General features: G+C 68.8%; 20 protein-coding genes and 1 pseudogene. 13 read left to right on the top strand and 8 right to left on the bottom strand.

Annotated features, from left to right (window positions below; all coding sequences use genetic code 11):
• Positions 1–58 precede the first annotated feature (58 nt).
• Entirely contained in the window at positions 59–757 is a 699-nt protein-coding gene (locus C1I89_RS03030; RefSeq protein WP_102771309.1) for a pirin family protein, read from the bottom strand.
• Positions 758–927: 170 nt separating this feature from the next.
• On the opposite strand from C1I89_RS03030, the gene C1I89_RS03035 reads away from it, so the two are divergent.
• Entirely contained in the window at positions 928–1,842 is a 915-nt protein-coding gene (locus tag C1I89_RS03035; RefSeq protein WP_102771839.1) for a LysR family transcriptional regulator, read from the top strand.
• A gap of 21 nt (positions 1,843–1,863) precedes the next feature.
• Here C1I89_RS03035 and ntrC read toward each other — a convergent pair whose 3' ends face one another.
• From ntrC to rdgB, 5 genes are all read right to left on the bottom strand, one after another.
• Complete coding sequence (gene ntrC / locus C1I89_RS03040) at positions 1,864–3,357, bottom strand: nitrogen regulation protein NR(I) (protein WP_102771310.1); 1,494 nt, start codon at positions 3,355–3,357, stop codon at positions 1,864–1,866.
• Positions 3,357–4,421, bottom strand: coding sequence for a nitrogen regulation protein NR(II) (gene glnL, locus C1I89_RS03045; protein ID WP_102771311.1), 1,065 nt, complete (start codon positions 4,419–4,421; stop codon positions 3,357–3,359). Before glnL ends, ntrC begins: the two co-directional genes overlap by 1 nt.
• 159 nt (positions 4,422–4,580) lie before the next feature.
• Positions 4,581–5,993, bottom strand: coding sequence for a type I glutamate--ammonia ligase (gene glnA, locus C1I89_RS03050; protein ID WP_102771312.1), 1,413 nt, complete (start codon positions 5,991–5,993; stop codon positions 4,581–4,583).
• Positions 5,994–6,176: 183 nt separating this feature from the next.
• Entirely contained in the window at positions 6,177–7,400 is a 1,224-nt protein-coding gene (hemW, locus tag C1I89_RS03055) for a radical SAM family heme chaperone HemW (RefSeq protein ID WP_102771313.1), read from the bottom strand.
• Between the two features lie 7 nt (positions 7,401–7,407).
• Positions 7,408–8,031: an RdgB/HAM1 family non-canonical purine NTP pyrophosphatase gene (gene rdgB / locus C1I89_RS03060; RefSeq protein ID WP_102771314.1), complete on the bottom strand. Its 624-nt coding sequence runs from the start codon at positions 8,029–8,031 to the stop codon at positions 7,408–7,410.
• A gap of 108 nt (positions 8,032–8,139) precedes the next feature.
• On the opposite strand from rdgB, the gene C1I89_RS03065 reads away from it, so the two are divergent.
• A complete protein-coding gene (locus tag C1I89_RS03065; RefSeq protein WP_102771315.1) occupies positions 8,140–9,990 on the top strand; it encodes an EAL domain-containing protein in 1,851 nt (616 codons plus the stop codon).
• A gap of 135 nt (positions 9,991–10,125) precedes the next feature.
• On the opposite strand, the pseudogene C1I89_RS03070 reads toward C1I89_RS03065, so the two are convergent.
• Positions 10,126–11,559, bottom strand: a pseudogene (locus tag C1I89_RS03070) (methyl-accepting chemotaxis protein); the annotation flags it as partial.
• A gap of 230 nt (positions 11,560–11,789) precedes the next feature.
• On the opposite strand from C1I89_RS03070, the gene C1I89_RS03075 reads away from it, so the two are divergent.
• Both C1I89_RS03075 and C1I89_RS03080 read left to right on the top strand, forming a co-directional pair.
• On the top strand, positions 11,790–12,947 hold the full coding sequence (locus tag C1I89_RS03075; protein ID WP_102771317.1) for an acyl-CoA dehydrogenase family protein: 1,158 nt from the start codon (positions 11,790–11,792) through the stop codon (positions 12,945–12,947).
• 2 nt (positions 12,948–12,949) lie between these two features.
• Positions 12,950–14,326 (top strand): MmgE/PrpD family protein, encoded by a 1,377-nt coding sequence (locus C1I89_RS03080; protein WP_440130612.1) that lies wholly within the window; start codon positions 12,950–12,952, stop codon positions 14,324–14,326.
• A gap of 39 nt (positions 14,327–14,365) precedes the next feature.
• Here C1I89_RS03080 and rph read toward each other — a convergent pair whose 3' ends face one another.
• Positions 14,366–15,100 (bottom strand): ribonuclease PH, encoded by a 735-nt coding sequence (gene rph, locus C1I89_RS03085; RefSeq protein WP_440130613.1) that lies wholly within the window; start codon positions 15,098–15,100, stop codon positions 14,366–14,368.
• A 186-nt stretch (positions 15,101–15,286) separates the two neighbouring features.
• Between rph and C1I89_RS03090 the strand changes: the two genes are divergently transcribed.
• From C1I89_RS03090 to C1I89_RS03130, 9 genes are all read left to right on the top strand, one after another.
• On the top strand, positions 15,287–16,228 hold the full coding sequence (locus tag C1I89_RS03090; protein WP_102771320.1) for a YicC/YloC family endoribonuclease: 942 nt from the start codon (positions 15,287–15,289) through the stop codon (positions 16,226–16,228).
• 189 nt (positions 16,229–16,417) lie between these two features.
• Positions 16,418–16,702 (top strand): helix-turn-helix domain-containing protein, encoded by a 285-nt coding sequence (locus tag C1I89_RS03095; protein ID WP_102771321.1) that lies wholly within the window; start codon positions 16,418–16,420, stop codon positions 16,700–16,702.
• A gap of 222 nt (positions 16,703–16,924) precedes the next feature.
• Positions 16,925–17,965, top strand: coding sequence for a sugar ABC transporter substrate-binding protein (locus C1I89_RS03100; protein ID WP_102771840.1), 1,041 nt, complete (start codon positions 16,925–16,927; stop codon positions 17,963–17,965).
• Positions 17,962–19,476 carry a sugar ABC transporter ATP-binding protein gene (locus tag C1I89_RS03105; RefSeq protein ID WP_102771322.1) on the top strand — a complete coding sequence of 505 codons (1,515 nt, stop codon included), beginning with the start codon at positions 17,962–17,964 and terminating at the stop codon, positions 19,474–19,476. Before C1I89_RS03100 ends, C1I89_RS03105 begins: the two co-directional genes overlap by 4 nt.
• Positions 19,477–19,483: 7 nt before the next feature.
• Positions 19,484–20,503: an ABC transporter permease gene (locus tag C1I89_RS03110; RefSeq protein ID WP_102771323.1), complete on the top strand. Its 1,020-nt coding sequence runs from the start codon at positions 19,484–19,486 to the stop codon at positions 20,501–20,503.
• Positions 20,504–20,540: 37 nt separating this feature from the next.
• Complete coding sequence (locus tag C1I89_RS03115) at positions 20,541–21,818, top strand: L-fuconate dehydratase (RefSeq protein WP_102771324.1); 1,278 nt, start codon at positions 20,541–20,543, stop codon at positions 21,816–21,818.
• Between the two features lie 41 nt (positions 21,819–21,859).
• Complete coding sequence (locus tag C1I89_RS03120; protein ID WP_258231324.1) at positions 21,860–22,705, top strand: amidohydrolase family protein; 846 nt, start codon at positions 21,860–21,862, stop codon at positions 22,703–22,705.
• 23 nt (positions 22,706–22,728) lie between these two features.
• Positions 22,729–23,505, top strand: coding sequence for an SDR family oxidoreductase (locus C1I89_RS03125; RefSeq protein WP_102771325.1), 777 nt, complete (start codon positions 22,729–22,731; stop codon positions 23,503–23,505).
• Between the two features lie 11 nt (positions 23,506–23,516).
• On the top strand, positions 23,517–23,867 hold the full coding sequence (locus C1I89_RS03130) for an L-rhamnose mutarotase (protein WP_102771326.1): 351 nt from the start codon (positions 23,517–23,519) through the stop codon (positions 23,865–23,867).
• Positions 23,868–23,873 lie beyond the last annotated feature (6 nt).

Consider the following 23,873-nt stretch of genomic DNA (forward strand, 5'->3'; position numbering starts at 1 on the left):
GTTGGGGCCTGCGGCCATCTTAAAGCCTGCCGGGCGCGGGATCGCGCCCGGCTTGGCCTCATGCCAGGTCGAACACCAGCACTTCGGCGTTCTTGCCGCCGCTCAGTTCGACGCGATCGGCGCCGGTGATGGCGGCCGCGTCGCCGGCCGCCAGCTCGACGCCGTTGACCACGATGCTGCCGCGCGCCACGTGCACCCAGGCGCGCCGGCCGGCGGCCAGTTCCAGCGTGGCCGATTCGGCGCCGTCGAACAGGCCGGCGTAGAGCCGCGCATCCTGGTGGATCTTCATCGAGCCGTCGACGCCGTCGGCCGACACCAGGGCTTGCAGGCGGCCGCGCTTTTGCGCATCGCTGAACTCGCGCTCTTCGTACTCGGGCGCGATGCCGGCGACGTCGGGCTCGATCCAGATCTGCAGCATGTGCGTCTGCGTGTCGGGCGACGGGTTGAACTCCGAATGCATCACGCCGCGTCCGGCGCTCATGCGCTGCACGTTGCCGGGCAGGATGGTCGAGCCGCTGCCCATGCTGTCCTTGTGCGCGATCGCGCCATCCAGCACGTAGGTGATGATTTCCATGTCCCGGTGCCCGTGCGTGCCGAAGCCGCGGCCGGCGGCGATGCGGTCGTCGTTGATCACGCGCAGCGCGCCGAAACCCATATGGGCCGGGTCGTAGTAGTTGGCGAATGAAAAGGTGTGGAACGAATCCAGCCAGCCGTGGTTGGCATGGCCTCGTTCGGCGGCGCGGCGTACGGTAAGCATTGCGGACTCCTTATTTCAATAATGTGAATGGTATTGCTGCCCAGCGCCTCGTTTCGTGCCTGGATGCCTGGGCTGCAACACCGGCATGAGTGATATTGTGCGCTCGCCGGCGGCCAGATTCAGCGTTATATTTTGACGGAACCATTCAAATAAATTGAATACCATTGGCCATGCAACCGATCACCCCTGAACTCCTGATCCTGGTCGACGCGATCGCCCGCCACGGCAGCTTCGCCAAGGCCGCCCGCGAACTGGGCAAGGTGCCTTCGGCCGTCACCTATTCCATCCGCAAGCTGGAGGACGGGCTGGACGTGCTGCTGTTCGACCGTTCCGGCCACCGCGCGCTGCTGACGCCGGCCGGCGAGACGCTGCTGCGCGACGGCCGCCACGTGCTGCAGTCGCTCGACGACCTGGCCTGCCGCGTCAAGCGCATCGCCACGGGCTGGGAGGTGGAGTTGCGCATCGCCGTCAGCGCGGTGCTGCCCTGGCGTCCGCTATACGATCTGATCGAGGAATTCCAGGCGCTGGAAAGCGCCACCACGCTGCGCTTTTCCAGCGAAGTGCTGAGCGGCGCGTGGGACGCGCTGACCGGCGGCCGCGCCGACCTGGCGATAGGCGCCGGCGCGGCCGGCGAACCCACCGGCCCGTATCGCTCGCAGGCCATGGGCCAGATGCAGTTCGCGTTCTGCGTGGCCGCGCATCATCCGCTGGCGAGCCTGCCGCAGCCGCTGTCGCGCGCCGACGTCACGCGCTATTGCGCGGTGGTCGTGGCCGACACCTCGCGCAACCTGCCGCCGCAGACCCGCGGCATCCTGGCCGAGCAGCCCACGCTGGTGATGCCCACGATGCAGGCCAAGATAGACGCCCAGGTGCGCGGCCTGGGCTGCGGTTATCTGCCGCTGACGCTGGCCGCGCCGTACCTGGCGCAAGGCGTGCTGGTGGCGTGCGAAACCGACGAAGGCATGTCGCCGACGGAACACCTGGCCTACGCCTGGCGCGCCGAGGCGCCGGGCGAGGCCTTGAAATGGTGGCTGCAGAAGCTGAAATCCCCGCGGCTGTGCGAAAGCCTGCTGGGCCTGGGCTGAGGCGTCCGCCGGTGGGCGGGCTTATTCGTCCTCGATGCCCAGGTCGCGCAGCTTGCGGGTGATGGTGTTGCGGCCTATGCCCAGGCGCGAGGCGGCCTCGACCCGGCGGCCGCGGCTGGCGTCCAGCGCGCTTTGCAGCAGGATTTTCTCGAACTGGCGGGTCAGCGTGGCCATGACCGCGGGTTCGCCACGCTCGAGCCGGTATTGCGCGTCGCGCAGCAGCGAGTCCTGCCAGTTGCGCGCCGCGGCCGCGTCCTCGGCCGGCGCAGGCGCGGCCAGCACGGTGCCGCCGCCGGCCACGGGCGCGGCCGGGCGCGGCGCGGGGCTGGCGTACGGCGGGTGCTCCATGGCGCGGATCTCCGGCGGCAGGTCGGCCGGCTCCACCGTCTGGCCCGGCGCCATCACCGTCAGCCAGTGGCAGAAGTTCTCCAGCTGGCGCACGTTGCCGGGAAAGTCGAACTTGGTCAGCACCGCCAGCGCTTCGGGCGTCAGGCGCTTGACCGGCACGCCCAGCGCGCGGGCGCTGGCGCTCAGGAAGTGGGCGGCCAGGGCCGGAATGTCCTCGGTCCGTTCGCGCAGCGGCGGCAGCCGCAGACGGATCACGTTCAGGCGGTGGAACAGGTCTTCGCGGAACAGGCCCTGCTCGACCCGCTGCTCCAGCGGCTGGTGGGTAGCGGCCACGATGCGCACGTCGACCCGCACCGGTTGCGCGCCGCCCACGCGGTAGAAGCTGCCTTCGGCCAGCACGCGCAGCAGGCGCGTCTGCAGTTCGATCGGCATGTCGCCGATTTCGTCCAGGAACAGCGTGCCGCCGTGCGCTTCCTCGAAGCGGCCGCGGCGCAGGCTGCTGGCGCCGGTGAAGGCGCCGCGCTCGTGGCCGAACAGTTCGGCTTCGAGCAGATCGCGCGGAATCGCGGCCGCGTTCAGCGCCACGAAGGGGCCGCCGGCCCGCACGCCGTGACCGTGCAGCGCGCGCGCCACCAGTTCCTTGCCGGTGCCGGATTCGCCGGTGATCAGCACCGTGACCTTGGACTGCGCCAGCCGGCCGATGGCGCGGAACACTTCCTGCATGGCGGTGGACGAGGACTGCGTCATCATCCAGCGTTCGTTGTTCTGGGCCGATTCGCCCTGCCCTTCGGCGCTCTCGGGCTGCGCCGATTCCTGGACGGCGCGCTGGATCAGCGCCACCGCCTCGTTCACGTCGAACGGCTTGGCCAGGTAATCGAAGGCGCCGCCCTGGAAGGCGGATACCGTGCTGTCCAGGTCGGCGAACGCGGTCATCACGATGACCGGCAGGCCGGCGTGGCGCTCCTTGAGCTGGCGCAGCAGTTCCAGGCCGTTGCCGCCGGGCATGCGGATATCGGACACCAGCGCGGCCGGCGTGTCGCGCGACAGCGCCTCCAGCACGTCGGCAGCCTGCGAGAAGCTGCGCGTGGGCACGCCGGCGCGCGCCAGGGCTTTTTCCAGGACCCAGCGGATGGCCTGGTCATCGTCGACGATCCATACGGGTTTCATCAGTGTGCGGGCTCCATCGGAAGAACCAGGCGAAACTCGGTGCGCCCGGGTCGGGATTCGAATTCGATGATGCCGCCGTGCTGCTGCACGAAGTCCTGGGCCAGGCTCAGGCCCAGCCCGGTGCCGCCGGCGCGCGCCGTCACCAGCGGATGGAAGATGCGGTCTCGGATATGGTCCGGCACGCCCGGACCGTTGTCGATGATGGACAGCTCCAGCGCCAGGCGGTGCTGCCTGTGCGCCAGCATGACCTGCCGCGCCACGCGGGTGCGCAGCGTGACCACTCCGGGTTCGGTGTGCGGGCCCGCGGGCCGCGCGACCAGTTCCTGCGCGGCGTTGCGCGCCACGTTCAGGACGGCCTGCATCAGTCGGGCGGCATCGCCCTTCAGGTCGGGCATCGACGCGTCGTAGTCGCGCAGCAGCGTGACCTCGTTGCGGAACTCGGCCTGGATCAGCGCGCAGACGCGCTCGCAGATCTCGTGGATGTTCACCGGCCGCGCATTCAGCGGCACCCGCTGCGGGCCGCTCAGGCGGTCCACCAGCGCCTGCAGGCGGTCGGCTTCGGAAATGATGACCTGGGTATATTCGGCCAGCGCCGCGCTGGGCAGCTCGGCCTCCAGCAGTTGCGCGGCGCCGCGCAGCCCGCCCAGGGGATTCTTGACTTCATGCGCCAGGTTGCGCAGCAGTTCGCGGTGCGCTTCGATTTCGTCGACCAGGCGGTGGTTGCGGTCGGCCAGCACGCGCTGCTCGATTTCGCGGGTTTCTATCAGCACGGGCCAGCGCTGGCCCGTCAGCCCGACGGTGGTCACCGAGACCTCGACGGATTCCGCGGCGCGGCGCAGGCTGCCCAGCTGCCTGACGTCGCCGTAACGGCCGGCGGCGGCGCGGTCGATGGAGGACTGTATGTTTTCCGGACTGTCGAACAGCGTGGCGGCGGAGTGCCCGCACAGCTGTTTGCGCGAGCGGCCGAACAAATCCTCGGCGGCCGCATTGGCGTATTCGATATGGCCGCGTTCGTTGACCAGGAAAACGGACGTCGCCAGCAGATCGAGAGCTTCTACATTCATTTTCTACATACCCGAATGTGAGGGGAAAGCGGCACCCGGCCCGCCCGCCGGGCGTGCGCCTGGCGGGCGTCGGACCGGGCCGCGAGCCGGCGGCGCCGGCGCGGCGGGCCCTGGTTTCTGCCCGTCACGCCGTTTTCCGCCGGCCGCAACCTCGGACGATCAGAGGCTGTAGTACATGTCGAATTCGACCGGGTGCGTGGTCATGCGCAGACGGTTCACGTCGCCCATCTTCAGGTCGATGTAGGCCGACAGCATGTCGTTGCTGAACACGCCGCCGCGGGTCAGGAACTCGCGGTCGTTGTCCAGCGCCTCCAGGGCCTGCTCCAGCGACGAGCACACGGTCGGGATCTTGGCGTCTTCTTCCGGCGGCAGGTCGTACAGGTTCTTGTCGGCCGGATCGCCCGGGTGGATCTTGTTCTGCACGCCGTCCAGGCCGGCCATCATCAGGGCCGAGAAGGCCAGGTACGGGTTGGCCAGGGGGTCCGGGAAGCGCGCTTCGACGCGGCGGCCCTTGGGGTTGCCCACGTACGGGATGCGGATCGAGGCCGAACGGTTGCGGGCCGAGTAAGCCAGCTTGACCGGGGCTTCGTAGTGCGGGACCAGGCGCTTGTACGAGTTGGTGCCGGGGTTGGTGATGGCGTTCAAGGCGCGGGCGTGCTTGATGATGCCGCCGATGTAGTACAGCGCGAATTCCGACAGGCCGGCGTAGCCGTTGCCCGCGAACAGGTTCTGGCCGTCCTTCCAGATCGACTGGTGCACGTGCATGCCCGAACCGTTGTCGCCGACGATGGGCTTGGGCATGAAGGTGGCGGTCTTGCCGTAGGCGTGGGCCACGTTATGGATGATGTACTTGGTGATCTGCGTCCAGTCGGCGCGCTGCACCAGCGTGCTGAACTTGGTGCCGATTTCGAGCTGGCCGGCGCCGGCCACTTCGTGGTGGTGCACTTCGACCGGCACGCCCATCTGTTCCATCAGCAGGCACATTTCCGAGCGCATGTCCTGGAACGAATCGACCGGGGGCACGGGGAAGTAGCCGCCCTTCACGGCGGGACGGTGGCCGGTGTTGCCGCCTTCGAAGTCCAGGCCGGTGGACCAGGAGGCCTCTTCCGACTTGATCTTGACGAAGGTGCCGGACATGTCGGTGTTCCAGGTCACGCCGTCGAACACGAAGAATTCGGGTTCCGGACCGAAGTAGGCGGTGTCGCCCAGGCCCGAGGACTTGAGGTAGGCTTCGGCGCGCTTGGCCAGCGAGCGCGGGTCGCGGTCATAGCCCTTGAGGTCCGACGGCTCGACCACGTCGCACGACAGGATCAGGGTCGGCTCTTCGCGGAACGGGTCCAGGTTGGCCGTGGCCAGGTCGGGGATGAGCAGCATGTCCGAAGCCTCGATGCCCTTCCAGCCCGGAATCGAGGAACCGTCGAAAGCCTGACCGCTTTCCAGCTTGTCTTCGTCGATCGCGGAGGTGGGCACGGAAACGTGGTGCTCACGGCCGACCGTGTCGGTAAAGCGGAAATCCACGAATTTCACTTCGTTGTCGGCGATCTGTTTCAGGACGTCTTTCGGGCTTGCCATGTCATCTCCATTAGATAAAAGGGTCGAGGGCCTTGCCCGTCGACTGGCATAAACGATGAAGCAATATGCGTGCCAGCTTTCGGCCCCGGGATTGCCCGGGGACGAATATGCGGAGAAGTGAAAATGTAGCACCATATTGGTGCAAAGCGTGGGGCACGACTGCCCCACTCTGGTGCAAGCTTGCTACAGGAACATTTCCTGCAGGTCATTGAGGAAGCGCCATCCCAGTGCGGTGGCCCGCAGCCGGGTCGGATCGGCGTCCAGCAGGCCCCGTTGCGAGGCCGCCTCCAATTGGTGCGCAATCACGGCCAGCGACAGGCCGGTGCGTTCCTCGAAGCTGCTGGCCGGCACGCCCGCTTTCAGGCGCAGCGCGTTGAGCATGAACTCGAACGGCAGCTCGTCGGCCCCGACCTGGCGGCTTTCCGAGACATGGCTGCCGTCGCGGGCCAGCGCGGCCCGCATCCAGGAATCGGGACTGCGCAGCCGCGCCTCGCGCACGATGCGGTCGTGGAACGACAGCTTGCCGTGGGCGCCCGGGCCGATGCCCAGGTAATCGCCGAATTCCCAGTAGTTCAGGTTGTGGCGGCAGCGCGCCCCCGGCCTGGCGTAGGCCGAGACCTCGTAGCGGTCCAGGCCGGCCGCGGCCAGTTCGGCCTCGATCGCGTCCTGCATGGCCGCGCTGGCGTCGTCGTCGGGCAGGTCCTCGGGCGGAAACTTCGCGAACACCGTGTTGGGCTCCATCGTCAGGTGATAGAGCGACAGGTGCTCGGTGCCGAAGGCCACGGCCTCGCGCAGGTCGGCCACACAGGCTTCCTGGGTCTGCCCGGGCAGCGCGAACATCAGGTCCAGGTTGACGCGCGGCGCGGCGCGCTGCGCCATCTCGATGGCCTTTCTGGCCTGGGCGGCGTCGTGGATGCGGCCCAGCTTCTTGAGCTGGGCGTCGTCGAAACTCTGGATGCCGAGCGAAAACCGGGTCACGCCGCTGGCGGCGTAGTCGCGCAGGCGCCCTGCCTCGGCCGTGCCCGGATTGGCCTCCATGGTGATCTCGGCGTCGGGCCACAGGTTCAGGCAGGCGCGCAGCATGGCCAGCAGCTCGTCCAGGCCGGCGGCCGACAGCAGGCTGGGCGTGCCCCCGCCGATGAAGACCGACACTACCTGTCGGCCCCAGATGGAAGGCAGCGCCTGCTCCAGGTCGCTGCGCAGCGCTTCCAGATAGGCGCGTTCCGGGATCTCGCCGCCTGGCGCGGCGTGCGAATTGAAATCGCAGTACGGGCATTTGCGCACGCACCAGGGTACGTGCACGTAGAGCGACAGCGGCGGCAGGCTGGTCAGCACCGAGCCGCCGGCCGGCCGCGGGCGCGATGCCGGCGCGCCCATATCGTTGCGGATGGGGATGATGATGGACATGCGTGCTTTATGCGTTGCCCAGCTTGCCCAGCAGTTCGCGCAGCGCGCGGGCGCGGTGGCTGACCTGGTTTTTCTCCTGCGGGTCCAGGCTGGCGGCGGTGAGCGCCAGGTCGGGCAGGTAGAAATGCGGGTCGTAGCCGAAGCCGTTGGCCCCTTCGGGCTGGTCGATGATCTCGCCGTGCCACAGGCCTTCGCCGATGAGCGGGCGCGGGTCGTTTTCCGAGCGCACCAGGGCCAGCACCGCCACGTACCAGGCGCTGCGGTCGGCCACGCCGGCCAGCTTTTCCACCAGCAAGGCGTTATTGGATTGGTCGGATTTTTCGCCGCCGTGCATCTGTGCGTAACGCGCCGAGTACACGCCCGGCGCACCGTCCAGCGCGGCCACGCACAGGCCGGAATCGTCGGCCAGGGCCGGCAGCCCGGTCAGGCGGCTGGCGTGGCGGGCCTTGGCCAGCGCGTTTTCGACGAAGGTGACGTGCGGCTCTTCGGCCTCGGGCACGTCCAGCTCGCCTTGGGGCACCAGTTCGATGCCCAGGGGCGCGAACAGGGCCGAGAACTCGCGCAGCTTGCCGGCGTTGTTGGACGCCAACACGACGCGGCGCAGGGAATCAGGGATCTTGGGAGAAGTCATAGCGCAAATTGTATAGGCGCGGCCAGACGCGCGCCGGCGCAACAAGCCGGACATAATTTCTTGTCATGATGAACAACTTGTCACTGAACGTATCTGAACGCACCGGCGATGGATCTCATCCCCAGCTCGTCCCGCCCGGCCGCGGCCCGCGCGACCTCCGCCCTTCCGGACCCCTCCTCTCCCATCAATCTCGCCGGCATATTGCGCCACCGCCTGCTGCATGCGCGCTACCAGCCGGTGATCGACCTGTCCCACAGCCGCGTCTATGGCCATGAAAGCCTGATCCGGGGGCCGGCCGACACCGCGCTGCATTTCCCCGACGCGCTGTTCGCCGAAGCGCGCCGCCAGGGCCTGCATCCGCAACTGGAGCTGGCCAGCTTCCGCGCCGGGGCTCAGGGCTTCCAGCGCCACGACGCCGCCGGCAAGCTGTTCCTGAACCTGTCCGGCTCGGCCCTGATCCATTACTGGAGCCTGTGGGGCGAGGACCTGCCGCGCCGCCTGCTCAAGGATTGCGAACTCGCGCCATCCAGCATCATCGTCGAACTGACCGAACAGGACTCGCTGGCCGAGCAGATGGACGAGGCCGCCTGCGCCTTCGCCTGTCTGCGCGAATTCGGCATGCGCGTGGCGCTGGACGACTACGGCGTGGGCAATTCGAACCTGCGGCTGTGGTCCGAGATGCAGCCGGACCTGGTCAAGATAGACCGCTACTTCTTCCACGGCATCGGCCAGGACGAGCGCAAGCAGCAGCTGGTGCGCGCCATACTGAAGGTCGCGCAGCACCTGGGCACCGCCGTCGTGGCCGAAGGCATCGAGACCGCCGAGGACCTGGCGGCCGTGCGCGAACTGGACATCCGCTACGCCCAGGGCTGGTTCCTGGGCCGGCCCGAGGAAACCCTGGTGACCGAGCTGGCCCCGCGGCTGCGCGACACGCTGCGGCAGCGCGCGCCCGCCTCGCCACCGCCGCGCGCCGCCGGCGGCACCGCGGCCAGCCTGCGCGTGCAGGCGCCGGCCGCCCGGCTGCAGGAACACACCAACGACGACGTGCACCGGCTGTTCATCGAGCACAAGGAGATGCACGCGGTCGCGGTGGTGGACGCCGACAACCGGCCGGTGGGCATCATCAACCGGCGCGACTTCCTCGAACACTATGCGCAGCGCTACACCCGCGAGCTGTTCGGCCGCAACGCCTGCTCCAGCTTCATGAACGCCGAGCCGGTGCTGGTGGACCAGAACGTGTCCATCGACCAGCTCAGCCACGTGCTGATTTCCGAAGACCAGCGCTACCTGATGGACGGCCTGATCATCACCCGCGAGGGCCGCTACGACGGCCTGGCCACCGGCGAGACGCTGGTGCGCTCGGTGACCGAGATGCGCATCGAGGCGGCGCGCTACGCCAATCCGCTGACCTCGCTGCCCGGCAACATCCCCATCAGCCGCCACATCGCCGCGCTGCTCGAAGACGCGGACGACTTCACCATCTGCTATGGCGACCTGAATAATTTCAAGCCCTTCAACGACGTGTACGGCTATTGGCGCGGCGACGACATGATCATGCTGACCGCCGAGGTCATCAAGCGCCATTGCGACCCGCAGCGCGATTTCGTGGGCCACGTGGGCGGCGACGACTTCGTGGTGCTGCTGCGCAGCCCCGACTGGCTGGACCGCGCCCGCCGCATCATCGCGGAATTCAACGAGCGCGCCATCGACCTGTACGACGACGCCGGCCGCCGCAACGGCGGCATCGAGGCCGAGGACCGCTACGGCGTGCCGCGCTTCTTCCCTTTCGTGACGCTGGGCGTGGGCGCGCTGACCGTCACGCCGTCGCTATGCGAGCGCATCCGCCCGGAGGCCATCGCCTCGGCCGCCGCCCACGTCAAGCACAAGGTCAAGCATGGGAATCTGTCGCTGGTGACCGAGCGCTACGCCGGCGCCCCCCTGCCGAATCTCGATAGCTGAGGCCTGGGCCCCGGCGGCGATACGGAACACCGCCACCGCCTGCCGCAGGCCCTGCGCCTGGGCTTCCAGCGCGGCGGCGGCCGCCGCCGTCTGCTCGACCATGGCGGCGTTTTCCTGGGTGGCGCGTTCGATGTCGGCCACCGCATCGTTGACCGAGGCGATGCCGGCGGCCTGTTCGGCCGTGGCGCTGGAGATCTCCGCCACCAGCTGGGTCACCCGGTCCACCGACACGACCATGTCGCGCATGGTGTCGCCGGCCAGGCCCACCTGGCGCACGCCGGCCTCGACCCGTTGCGCGGAATCCTCGATCAGGCCCTTGATCTCGCGGGCCGCCTGAGCGCTGCGTTGCGCCAGCGAGCGCACCTCGCCGGCCACCACCGCAAAGCCCTTGCCCTGCTCGCCGGCGCGCGCCGCTTCCACCGCGGCGTTGAGCGCCAGGATGTTGGTCTGGAACGCGATGCTGTCGACCACCGCGACGATTTCCTCGATGCGGCGGGCGCTGTCGGCGATGCCGCGCATGCTGTGCACCACTTCTTCCACCGCCTGGCCGCCGCGCTGCGCGAGTTCGGTGGCGCCCAGCGCCTGGCGGCTGGCCTGGTCGGCGTTGCCGGCGGTGAGCTGCACGGTGTGGGACAGCTGCGTCAGGTTGGCGGCGGCTTCCTGCAGCGAATCGGCCTGGCGGGCGCTGCGCTCGGACATGTGGGCCCCGCCGGCGGCGATTTCGCTAGCGCCGGTATGGATTTCCTCGACCCCCTGCCGCACCGACGCCACCGCGGCCGACAGCCCGGTCTGCATGCGGCGCATGGCCGAGTACAGCACGCCGATTTCGTTGTCGCCGCGCATGGCGATGGCGCCGGTCAGGTCGCCGTCGGCGATGCGGTCGAAATGCGCGCCGGCCTCGTTCAGCGGGCGCAGGATGCCGCGGCGAAACGCCAGCCGGATCAGCACGGCCAGGATCAGCACGGCCGCCAGCACGCCGGCGGCCACCGCGATCACGCTTTCCAGCGTACGGCTGGCCTCGGCCACCGCGGCCTGGCCCTGCGCCCGGGCGTAAGCCTGGTAGGCGTCGGCCTGCTTGACGTAGGCCGCGCCGCTGGCCGGCAGCACCTTGTCCACCAGCCGGTTCACCTCGATCCCGTTCCAGCCCTTGATGGCCGCCAGCATGGGCGCGAGCGTCTGGCCGGCGAAGGCCTTGTGGGCGGCCAGCACCTGGTCGAACAAGGGCTTGCCCTGCGCGCTGGCGTCCGGGTTGGCGCGCAGCCGGCCCAGGCTGGCGACGGCCTGTTCCAGCAGTTCGGCGGCATGCGCCAGCGACTCGTCGCGCGCCTCCTGCAGGCCGCTTTCCATGGCAGTCTTGGCGTCGGTGAGCGCGGCGCGGGCCTGGAACAGCCGGCTGGTCATGTCCGCCAGGTCGCTGGCCCGCTCGATGCTGCCCCGGCCCAGCGCCTCGATGCCGGCGCGGTTGTCGCGCAGCACGACGATGCCGGCGGCCGCCGCCACCGCGAACAGCACCACAAACAACGCAAGAATGGCCGACAACGCCGTCGTGACCCTGATGTTTTTCCGCATATCCGTCCGTCAGTAACCTTGCCGCCCGCGGCGGCACCGGCGGAAATTATGGGTATGCAGTTTGGCAATTTCTTGACACAACCCGGCCTTGCTCCTGACAAACGCCCGTCATGAAACTGCGCTTTTGCGAACAGGAACCCCGTATTAACCAATTGTGAATTGGCATGGCCGGCGCCTTGCGGCACATTCAACGCTGTACCGAACCATTACCACCCATCAGAAACAGCCTCATGCCCAACGCCCACGCCTACCAGGACATCCGCGAAGCCGTACGCGACCTCTGCGCCCAATTCCCCTCCGAGTACTTCCGCAAGATCGACGAAGAACGGGGCTACCCGGAAGCCTTCGTGCGCGCGCTGACCGAGGCCGGCTGGCTGGCCGCCCTGATCCCGCAGGAGTACGGCGGTTCCGGCCTGGGCCTGACCGAAGCCTCGGTCATCATGGAAGAGATCAACCGCAGCGGCGGCAATTCCGGCGCCTGCCACGGCCAGATGTACAACATGGGCACGCTGCTGCGCCACGGCTCCGAAGCCCAGAAGCGCGAATACCTGCCGCGCATCGCCGCCGGCGAACTGCGCCTGCAGTCCATGGGCGTGACCGAGCCCACCACCGGCACCGACACCACCAAGATCAAGACCACCGCCGTCAAGCGCGGCGACCGCTACGTGATCAACGGCCAGAAGGTCTGGATCTCGCGCGTGCAGCACTCGGACCTGATGATCCTGCTGGCCCGCACCACCCCGCTGGAGCAGGTCACGCGCAAATCGGAAGGCATGTCGATCTTCCTGGTGGACCTGCACCACGCCGTCAAGCACGGCATGACCATCCGCCCGATCCCGAACATGGTCAACCACGAGACCAACGAGCTGTTCTTCGACAATCTGGAGATCCCCGAGGAAAACCTGATCGGCGAGGAAGGCAAGGGATTCAAGTACATCCTGGACGGCCTGAACGCCGAACGCACCCTGATCGCCGCCGAGTGCATCGGCGACGGCTACTGGTTCGTCGACAAGGTCACCGCCTACGCCAAGGAACGCATGGTGTTCGGCCGTCCCATCGGCCAGAACCAGGGCGTGCAGTTCCCGATCGCGCGCGCCCACATCAACGTCGAGGCGGCCAGCCTGATGCGCTATGAGGCCTGCCGCCTGTTCGACGCGCACCAGCCCTGCGGCGCGCAGGCCAACATGGCCAAGCTGCTGGCGGCCGACGCGTCCTGGGAAGCGGCCAACGCCTGCCTGCAGTTCCACGGGGGCTTCGGCTTCGCCAACGAATACGACGTGGAACGCAAGTTCCGCGAGACCCGCCTCTACCAGGTCGCGCCGATCTCGACCAACCTGATTCTTTCCTACGTCGCCGAACACATCCTGGGCCTGCCCCGCTCCTTCTGACCATGACCGCAGCCAAAGACACCCCGCACCTGAGCGCCCAACTCGCGGCCTTTGCCGCCAATCTGCGCTACGAAGACATCCCCGCGCCGGTCCTGCGCCGCGCCGAAGACCTGTTGCTGGACTGCCTGGCGTCCATTCTGGCCGGCGCCTCGGCCCGCCCGGTGCAGGCCATCGAACGCTACGCCGCCGCCATGGGCCCGGCCGACGGCCCCAGCGAAGTCCTGATCACGCGCCGCCGCACCACGCCGCTGTTCGCGGCGATGGTGAACGCGGCCGCGGCCCATGTGGTCGAACAGGACGACGTGCACAACGGCTCCGTGTTCCACCCCGCCGCCGTGGTGTTCCCGCCCGCGCTGGCCGTGGCGCAGGCGCTGGGCCGCAGCGGCCGCGACCTGCTGGTGGCCGCCGTCGCCGGCTACGAGGTCGGCATCCGCGTGGGCGAATACCTGGGCCGCTCGCACTACAAGATCTTCCACACCACCGGCACCGCCGGCACGCTGGCCGCCGCCGTCACCACCGGACGCCTGCTCAACCTGTCGCCCGAAGCCATGCTGCATGCGCTGGGTTCGGCCGGCACCCAGGCCGCGGGCCTGTGGGAGTTCCTGCGCGACGCCGCCGACTCCAAGCAGCTGCACACGGCCAAGGCCGCCGCCGACGGCATCACCGCCGCTTACCTGGCGCAGGACGGTTTCACCGGCGCGCGCCACATACTGGAAGGCCCGCAGGGCATGGCGGCCGGCATGTCCACCGACGCCGATCCGGCGCGCCTGTGCGACCGCCTGGGCGAGCGCTGGGCCCTGGCCGAAACCTCGTTCAAGTTCCACGCCTCCTGCCGCCACACCCATCCGGCCGCGGACGCGCTGCAGCTGGCGCTGCGCGAGCACAAGCTGACCGAGGCCGACATCGAACGCGTCGTGGCTCACGTGCACCAGGGCGCCATCGACGTGCTGGGTCCGGTCGTCAACCCGCAGACCGTGCACCAGTCCAAGTTCTCGATGGGGACCGTGCTGGCCCTGATCGCGCGCCAGGGCCGCGCCGGCCTGGCCGAGTTCGACGCCGGCCTGGACGACCCCGGCGTCGCGGCCTTCCGCGGCAAGGTCGAAATGGAACTGGACCCGGAAGTCGACGGCGCCTATCCGCAGCGCTGGATCGGCAAGGTCACGGTCTACACCCGCGACGGCCGCCAGCTGCACAGCCGTGTCGACGAACCCAAGGGCGACCCGGGCAATACCCTGAGCCGCGCCGAGATCGAGGACAAGACGCTCAGCCTGGGCCGCTACGCGGACGCCGCGACCGAAGCCGAACTGCGCGGGCTGATCGCCGCGATCTGGGGGCTGGAGAAGGCCGACAAGGTGGGGATGCTGCTGGCGCAGGGGTGAAGGGCGCGGCGTGACGCGCCACCCGCCTGCGCCCCGGCATCAGGCCAACGCCGCGCGCTGCGCCTGCACCAGCCTGCCGATCCCGGCCTCGGCCAGCACCAGCATCGTATCCAGCTCGGCCCGGGTGAAGGTCGCGCCCTCGCCCGTGCCCTGCACCTCCACGAAGGCGCCGGCGCCGGTCATGATGACGTTCACGTCGGCGTCGCAGGCCGAATCTTCCTGGTAGTCCAGGTCCAGCACCGCGCGGCCCTCGACCAGGCCCACCGACACCGCCGCCACCGCGTCGCGGATCGGATTGGTCGCGAGGTCGCCGCGCTTCATCAGCAAGGCCACCGCGTCGGCCGCCGCGACCCAGGCGCCGGTGATGCTGGCGCAGCGCGTGCCGCCGTCGGCCTGCAGCACGTCGCAGTCCAGGTGCAGCGTGCGCTCGCCCAGCGCCTTCATGTCGAACACCGCGCGCAGGCTGCGCCCGATCAGGCGCTGGATTTCCTGCGTGCGGCCGCTTTGCTTGCCGCGCGCCGCCTCGCGGTCGCCGCGGGTGTGCGTGGCGCGCGGCAACATGCCGTATTCGGCGGTGACCCAGCCTTCCCCCTTGCCCTTCAGGAAGGGCGGCACCTTGTCCAGCACGCTGGCCGTGCACAGCACGTGGGTGTTGCCGGCCTTCACCAGCACCGAACCTTCGGCGTAGCGCGTGAATCCGCGTTCGAGGCTGAACGGGCGCAGTTCGTCGACGGCGCGGCCCGACGGGCGGGCGATGGTGGGGGCAGTGGTCACTGGCAGCTCCTGAGATGGCATGGATGGGGCGCATTGTACGGGCTGGGGCCGCAGGAACGCGCCGCTTGGAGTATCCTGCCGCGAGATACCCCGGTTCCAACGTCCCCGCCGGCCAGGCTGCGCCACGGCCGGCGGGCTTTGGCGCTACCGGGCCCCCGATACATGCATCACCAGGATACGCACACCATGATTCGCAGCATGACCGCCTTCGGCAACGCCCGCGCAGACCTGGAACAAGGCACGCTGGCGCTGGAACTGCGCAGCGTCAACAGCCGGTTCCTCGACCTGTACTTCCGCCTGCCCGACGAATTGCGCCACGTGGAGACGCCGCTGCGCGAACTCCTGACCGCCAATCTCGGGCGCGGCAAGGTCGAGATCCGCGTCTCCTATACGCGCAACGCCAGCGCCGACCTGTCCAAGCTCGATCCCGCCTGGCTCGAAGACCTGGCCGAACAATTGCAGGCCGCCCGCCGCATCCTGCCCGACATCGCCCCGCCGCGACTGGTCGAACTGTTCAACTGGCCCGGCCAGCGCGCCAATGACGCGCTGGACCCGCAGGTCTGGGGCGCGGCCTGCCTGCAGGCCGCCCGCCAGGCGCTGATCCAGCTGCAGGAAGGCCGCGAACGCGAAGGCGAGCGGCTGGCCGGCATGATGCGCGAGTGCGCCGACGGCGTGGCCCGCATCGTCGACACCGTCCAGGCCCACCTGCCCCAGCTGCTGGCCGACCATCGCGACAAGCTCGCCGCCAAGCTGCGCGAAAGCGTGGAATCGGCCTTCCCCGGCGGCTTCGCGCACATCACCGGCGCCGAGCTGTCCGAGCGCCTGTCGCAGGAGGCCAACCTGTTCGCCCTGCGCATCGACGTGGCCGAGGAACTGTCGCGCCTGCGCTCGCACCTGGAAGAACTGCGCCACCTGCTCACCGACGGCGGCGGCAAGCAAGGCGGCAAACACGGCGACAAGAAACCGGCCGGCAGCGCCGGCAAGCGCCTGGACTTCCTGTTCCAGGAAATGAACCGCGAAGCCAACACCCTGGGCTCCAAGGCCGGCAGCATGGACGTCACCCGCGCCGCCATGGACCTGAAACTGCTGATCGAGCAGATGCGGGAACAGGCGCAGAACATCGAATGATGGATCGGGCGGCTCACGCCGTGGCGTCCGAGGCGTTTCAGCGCCGGGCCGCCCGAGTCTCCGGTCAATTGCTCTTCCTTCCACTAATCCATTGGATTAAAATGGAACGCGTACCAAGCCATGCACGCGCAACGATCTGGCCAGCCTGGTCGAGATATTGGTGAGCATCTGGAAAGGGCGAGCGAAATCATGAGCACCGCATTCAACAGCATCAAGCAAGGCTTGCAGGAAGCGATTGCCCACGCCAAGGGCGACGCTCGTGGCGTGCGCGTGCATCGTCCCCGCAAGGTCGATGTGAAGGCCGTGCGCGCCAAAGTGGGCATGACCCAGGAGCAGTTCGCTGCTTGCTTCGGCTTTTCCACCGCGACCTTGCGGCACTGGGAGCGCGGCGACCGTTCCCCGAGAGGGCCGGCGCTGGTTCTGCTCAACGTGATCGAACGGAATCCCGAGGCGGTCATCGAAGCGCTCGCCTGAGTCATAAGCCTCAGTGCACAGACAACGCCCCGGCGGCCGCGCATGGCCGCCGGGGCGTTGTGCCGTTCATCTGGGAAAAATCCCAGAATTCGGGCGATCGGTAGCCATTTTTCCGCAGATGAATATATTGGTCGGCAGCAAATAAAGCTGTGACTGGCCGCTGGATCACGGCGATTGCTACGCATCCCCTGCGACAACGGCGGCATCTGCGGAGACCAGATCATGAAAGCATTGCGCGCCATCCCGGCGCGGGCGCCGCGCCCGCGTTTTCTCCAACGACTGATACTGGCCATCGCATTGGCCGCGCCCGCCGCAGGCATTGCGCACGCCGCGGCCGCGGACAGGATCGGCGTCAACCTGCCGATGCTGACCTCGCCGTTCTGGCAGGCGTACAACGGCTACGTCCTGCAGTTCGCCAAGCAGCTCGAGGCCGACATCCTGGCGCCGGTCAATTCCAACCAGGACCCGGCACAGCAGATCACCGACGTCTCCAACCTGCTCAATCTCGGCACCAAGGGGCTGGTGGTCGCGCCGCTGGATTCGGCCGCCATCAGCCGCGCGCTGGAGCTGGCGGAACAGAAGAACGTGCCCGTCGTCGCCGTGGACGTGGCTCCCACCAGGGGCAAGGTGGCCATCGTGGTGCGCGCGGACAACCGCGCCTATGGCACCAAGTCCTGCCAATACCTGGGCGAGCACGTGAAATCGGGCAAGGTGGTGCAGATCATGGGCGACCTGGCCTCGGTCAACGGACGCGACCGCGCCGAAGCCTTCCGCGCCTGCATGAAAGACTACCCCGCCCTGACGGTGCTGGAGATCCCCGCCGGCTGGAAGTCCGACGCGGCCGCCGCGGCCCTGGACAGCCTGCTGTCGGCCAATCCGGACCTGAAGGGCATCTACATGCACGCCGGCGGCGTGTACCTGGCGCCGACCCTGCAGACCTTGCGGCGCAAGGGTCTGCTGCATCCGGCCGGCGACGCCAGGCATATCGTCATCGTCAGCAACGACGGCATCGCGCAGGAGTACGACGCGATCCGCAAGGGCCATATCGACGCCACCCTGTCGCAGCCGGCCGACCTGTACGCCAAATTCGGGCTCTATTACGTCAAGGCCGCGATGGCGGGCCAGGCGTTCAAGCCCGGTCCGACCGACCACGGCAGCGTGGTGGTCGAAGTCCTGCCCGGGGTGCTGGAAGACCAGCTTCCCGCGCCCTTGGTGACCCGGCAGAACGTCGACGACCAGTCGCTGTGGGCCAACCAGCAATGAGCGCGCGGCAGCCGACGCCCGTGATGCAGGCACGCGGGCTGTCGAAACGGTTCGGCGCCACGTACGCGCTGCGCGACGTGAGCCTGACCGTGATGCCCGGCGAATCGCACGCGCTGCTCGGACGCAACGGGGCCGGCAAGTCGACGCTGGTCTCCATGCTGACCGGCCTGCGCCGGCCCGACGCCGGCGCCATCGCCTTCAACGGGCAGCCGGCTCCGCCGCTGGCCGACAGCATCGCGTGGCGCCGGCAGGTCGCCTGCGTGTACCAGCACTCGACCATCATCAAAGGCCTGAGCGTCGCCGAAAACCTCTTCATCAACCGCCAGCCGCTGCGCGGCGGCCTGATCGACTGGAAGGCGCTGCGCCGCCAGGCGCGCGCCCTGCTCGACGCCTGGCAGGTAGACGTGCACGAAGACGCGCGGGCCGGCGACCTGAGCGTCGAGGCGCGCCAGCTGGTCGAGATCGCGTGCGCGCTGTCGCATGGCGCGCGCTTCATCATCCTGGACGAGCCCACGGCCCAGCTGGACGGCGAGGAAATTAAGCGCCTGTTCCGCCGCATACGCGACCTGCAGGACGGCGGCGTCACCTTTCTGTTCATCTCGCACCATCTGCAGGAAACCTACGAGATCTGCCAGACCGCGACGGTGCTGCGCGACGCGCGCCATATCCTGACCCTGCCGGTGGCCGAGCTGCCCAAGGAAACGCTGATCGAAGCGATGACGGGCGAACGCGGCGGCCTGCAGATTCCGGACGCGGCCGGACGCCCGCGCCAGCTCCGCACGCCCGTGGTGCTGGACGTGCGCGGCCTGCACGGCGCCGACTTCGCCAACGTCAGCCTGCAGGTGCGCAGCAGGGAAATCGTGGGCCTGGTCGGCAGCGCCAGCAGCGGCCGCAGCGGCGTGGCCGAGACGGTCGCCGGTCTCCGGCGCGCGGCCGGCGGCACGATCACGGTGCGTGACGAAGCCCTGCCGCCGGGAAACGTGGCGGCGGCGCTGGCGCGCGGCGTGGGCTGCGTGCCCCGGGACCGTCACCAGGAAGGCCTGGTGCTGACGCAGTCGGTCGGCGAGAACGCAACCATGACCATCCCCGGCCGGCTGGGCCGGTTCGGCTTCATTTGCCCGCGCCGCAAGCGGCAGTCGGCCCAGGCGGCGATCGATGCGCTGGACATCGCGGCCAGCGGCCCCGGGCAGATCGTTTCGGGCCTGTCGGGCGGCAACCAGCAGAAGATCGTCATGGCGCGCGCGCTGGCCAATACGCCGGACGTGCTGGTGCTGATCGACCCCACGGTCGGCGTGGACATCAAGTCCAAGGAAGCCCTGCTGGCCGCGGTGGACGCGGTCAGGCAGGAAGGCAAGGCCATTCTGCTGTCGAGCAGCGAGCTCGACGACCTGCGCATCTGCGACCGCGTGCTGGTGATGACGCGCGGCGAGGTCACGGCCGAATTCGCGGCCGGCTGGAACGACAGCGAACTGATCGCCCGCATCGAAGGAGTCAGCCTGCATGAAAACTGATTCCGCCATGGCGGCGCACGCCAGCCCCGAGCCGACGATCCACGCCACGGGCAGGCGCCTGGGCGGCCGGCCGGGGCTGGGACGGCTGCGCGACTTCGCCCTGATTCCGGCCCTGGTCATCCTGTTCGTGCTGGGCGCGCTGGTCAGCCCCAGCTTCCTGACGCGCGACAACCTGATCGGCATCCTGGGCGCCTCGGCCGCGCTGGCGCTGGTGGTGGTGGCCGAAACCCTGATCATCCTGACCGGCAAGTTCGACCTGTCCGTCGAGTCCACCGTCGGCTTCGCGCCGGCCATAGGTGCGATGCTGGTCATCCCCGCGGCCGCGGGCGGCTTCGGCACGGAGCTGCCGGTCGCGGTGGGCCTGGCGGCGACGCTGCTGACCGGCGCCTGCGTCGGCCTGCTCAACGGCCTGCTCGTGGTCAAGCTGCGGCTCAACGCCTTCATCGTCACGCTGGCGATGCTGATCGTGCTGCGCGGCATGCTCGTGGGCGCGACCCGCGGCAGCACGCTGTTCGACATGCCGCAGCCGTTTTTCGCGCTGGCTTCTTCTACGCTGCTGGGCCTGCCCTGGTCGGTGTGGCTGGCGGCATTGGTTTTCGCGGCGGCCGGCGTCATGCTGCGCTACCACCGTCTGGGACGCGCCGTGTACGCGATCGGCGGCAACGCGCCGGCGGCGCGCGCGGCGGGCATCAACGTGGACCGCGTCACCTGGGGCGTCTTCACGCTGGCCGGAACGCTGGCCGCCCTGGGCGGACTGATCCTGACCGGCTATGTGGGCGCCATCAACGCCAACCAGGGCAACGGCATGATCTTCACCGTCTTCGCCGCGGCGGTCATCGGCGGCGTATCGCTGGACGGCGGCAAGGGCGGCATGTTCGGCGCGCTGTGCGGGGTGCTGCTGCTGGGCATGGTGCAGAACCTGCTGACGCTGGCCCAGGTGCCGTCATTCTGGATCCAGGCCATCTACGGCGCCATCATCCTGGGCGCGCTGATGGTGGCCAAGCTTACGGGCGAAAACCAGCAATGACCCACGACCGCTTGCGCAACTTCCCCATGGGGCGACCATGACCAGAATCCGATCCATGCGTGTGCTGGACCTGCGTTTTCCGACCTCCCGCCAGCTGGACGGCTCGGACGCGATGAATTCCGATCCGGACTATTCCGCGGCCTACGTGATCCTGGAGACCGACCAGCCCGGGCTCGAAGGCCACGGGCTCACCTTCACCATCGGCCGCGGCAACGAAATCTGCTGCGCCGCGATCAAGGCCCTGCGGCACCTGGTGGAAGGCCTGAGCCTGGACTCGATACGCGCCGACATGGGCGGTTTCTGGCGCCACGTCACCTCGGACAGCCAGCTGCGCTGGATCGGTCCGGACAAGGGCGCGATCCACCTGGCCACCGCGGCGGTGGTCAACGCGGCCTGGGACCTGTGGGCCAAGGCCGAGGGCAAGCCGCTGTGGCGCCTGGTCGCGGATCTCTCGCCCGAGGCGTTCGTGCGCGCCCTGGATTTCCGCTACATGACCGACGGCATCACGCAGCAGGAGGCGCTGGTCCTGCTGCGCCGGCAGGAAGCCGGCAAGGCGCAGCGCATACGCACGCTGGAACGCGAGGGCTATCCCTGCTACACCACCTCGGCCGGCTGGCTGGGCTATGACGACGCCAAGCTGCGGCGCCTGTGCCATGAAGCCCTGGCCAACGGCTTCAATCACGTCAAACTCAAGGTGGGCCGCGATCTGCACGCCGACATCCGGCGCGTGACGATCGCCCGCGAAGCGTTGGGGCCGCACCGGCACCTGATGCTCGACGCCAACCAGGTATGGGAAGTCGGCCAGGCCATAGACTGGGTGCGCCAGCTGGCCTTCGCCAAGCCCTGGTTCATCGAGGAGCCCACCAACCCCGACGACGTGGAAGGCCACCGCGCCGTGAAGCTGGGCGTCGCGCCCATCAAGGTCGCCAGCGGCGAGATGTGCCAGAACCGCATCCTGTTCAAGCAGATGATCATGCGGGGCGCCATCGACATCGTGCAGGTCGACGCATGCAGGCTGGGCGGCGTCAACGAAGTGCTGCTGGTGCTGCTGCTGGCCGCCAAGTACGGCCTGCCGGTGTGCCCCCATGCCGGCGGCGTGGGGCTGTGCGAGTACGTGCAGCACCTGTCCATGATCGACTATGTCTGCGTCAGCGGGACCCGCGCGGGCCGCGTGACCGAGTACGTGGACCATCTGCACGAGCACTTCATCGACCCCTGCGTCATACGCAATGCCGCCTATATGCCGCCGCGCGCCCCCGGTTTCTCGATCGAGATGAAACCCGAATCGCTGGAGCGGTACCGGCACCGCCCCTGAACCATGCCACGCCCGCCGTCCCGCCGCGCATCGACGCGCACGTGCATTTCTGGCGCTACTCGGCCGAAGGCCATCCCTGGATCGGCGCCGACATGGCCGCGCTCAGGCAGGACAGAAACCCGGCCGACCTGCTGCCCGCCTTGCAGGCGGCCGGGCTGGACGGCGTCGTGGCGGTGCAGGCGCGCGGCAGCATCGCCGAAACCGATTTTCTGCTGGAACTGGCGCGCCGGCACGGCTGGATACGCGGCGTGGTCGGCTGGGCGGACCTGGCCGGCGGCGACCTGGAGGCGCGGCTGGAAGCCTGGCGCGGCACGCCGCGCCTTTGCGGCCTGCGGCATCAGGTGCAGGACGAGCCCGATCCCGACGCCTTTCTGGCCTCGCCGGCGGTGCGGCGCGGCATCGCGTTGCTGCAGGCCCGGGGCCATGCCTATGACGTGCTGGTGCGCAGCCCTCAGATGGACGCCGCCGCGGCCTTTTGCGCCCGGCATGACGCGCACTGGCTGGTGCTGGACCACCTGGGCAAGCCGCCCCTGGCGGCCATGGCCTCGGACGCCGGCGCCCATGCCCGCTGGCGCGCCTCGCTAGACAAATTCCGGGACATGGGGCACGTCGCGTGCAAGCTGTCCGGCCTGGTCACCGAGGCTGACTGGCGGCGCGGCCTGCAAGCCACGGACAGGGCAGACATCATCCGCTGCCTGGACGCCGCCTTGCGCGTCTTCGGACCGCGCCGGCTGATGTACGGCTCGGACTGGCCGGTCTGCCTGCTTGCCGGCGCCTATGGCGAGGCCCACCAAATCGTGGAGGACTGGGCGCGCGGCCGCCTGTCGGCCGACGAACGGGCCGCGCTATGGGGCGGCGCCGCCGCGGCGTGCTACGGCCTGACGTGACTTTTCCGAAGAGCGAGGCTTCCATGGACCTGCACCTGCAAGACAAGACCATCTTCGTCACCGGCGGCGCCAGCGGCATCGGCGCGGCGATATCGCTGCGCCTGGCGCAAGAAGGCGCGATTCCGCTGATCTGCGGCAAGCGCCCGATGACGCGCGCATTCGAGCGCGAGTTGCTGGGCCTGCAGCCGAAGGCGCGCTTCTTCCTGCTCGACCTGACCGACGAGGCGGCCTGCCGCGACGCGGTCGAACAGGCCGCCGCCGCATGCGGACGCATCGATGGGCTGGTCAACAACGCCGGCGTCAACGACGGCGTGGGTCTGGACGCCGGACGCGCAGCCTTCGTGCGCTCGCTGGAAGCGAACCTGATCCACTACTACGTGATGGCCCACCACTGCCTCGCCCACCTGAAGGCAAGCCGCGGCGCCATCGTCAATATTTCGTCCAAGACCGCGGTGACCGGCCAGGGCGGCACCAGCGGCTATTGCGCATCCAAGGGCGCGCAACTCTCGCTCACGCGCGAATGGGCCGCGGCGCTGGCCCAACACGGCGTGCGCGTCAACGCCGTGGCGCCGGCCGAAGTCATGACCCCACTGTATCGGCGCTGGTTGGACGGCTTCGACGATCCGCCGCGCAAACTGGCGGACATCGTGTCCAGAATCCCCCTGGAACGCCGCATGACCACGTCCGACGAAATCGCCGACACCGTCGTATTCCTGCTGTCGGACCGCGCGTCCCACACCACCGGCCAGTGGCTCTTCGTCGACGGCGGCTACACCCACCTGGACCGCGCCCTGACCTGAACGAGACAGCCATGCGCCATTGCTACGCGCTGGACCTGCGCGACGACGCCGGATCGATCGCGCAGTACGAAGCCCACCACCGCCGCATCTGGCCCGAAGTGGCGGCGCACCTGCGCCGCCACGGCGTGCTGGGTATGGAGATCTACCGCCTGGGCACCCGCATGGTGATGGTGATGGACACCGACGACGCCGTATACGACCCCGAGGCCATGGCGCGGTCCGCCGGGAGCGACACCCGGCTGCGGGAATGGGAAGCGCTGATGTGGACCTTCCAGGCGCCGACGCCGTGGACGCCTCCTGGGGAGAAATGGACGCCGATGCGGCGCATTTTCAATCTGGACGAGCAGCCGCTCGCCACTTGATTGGCG

It is taken from the genome of Achromobacter pulmonis (assembly GCF_002885955.2).
Lineage (GTDB): Bacteria > Pseudomonadota > Gammaproteobacteria > Burkholderiales > Burkholderiaceae_B > Achromobacter > Achromobacter pulmonis_A.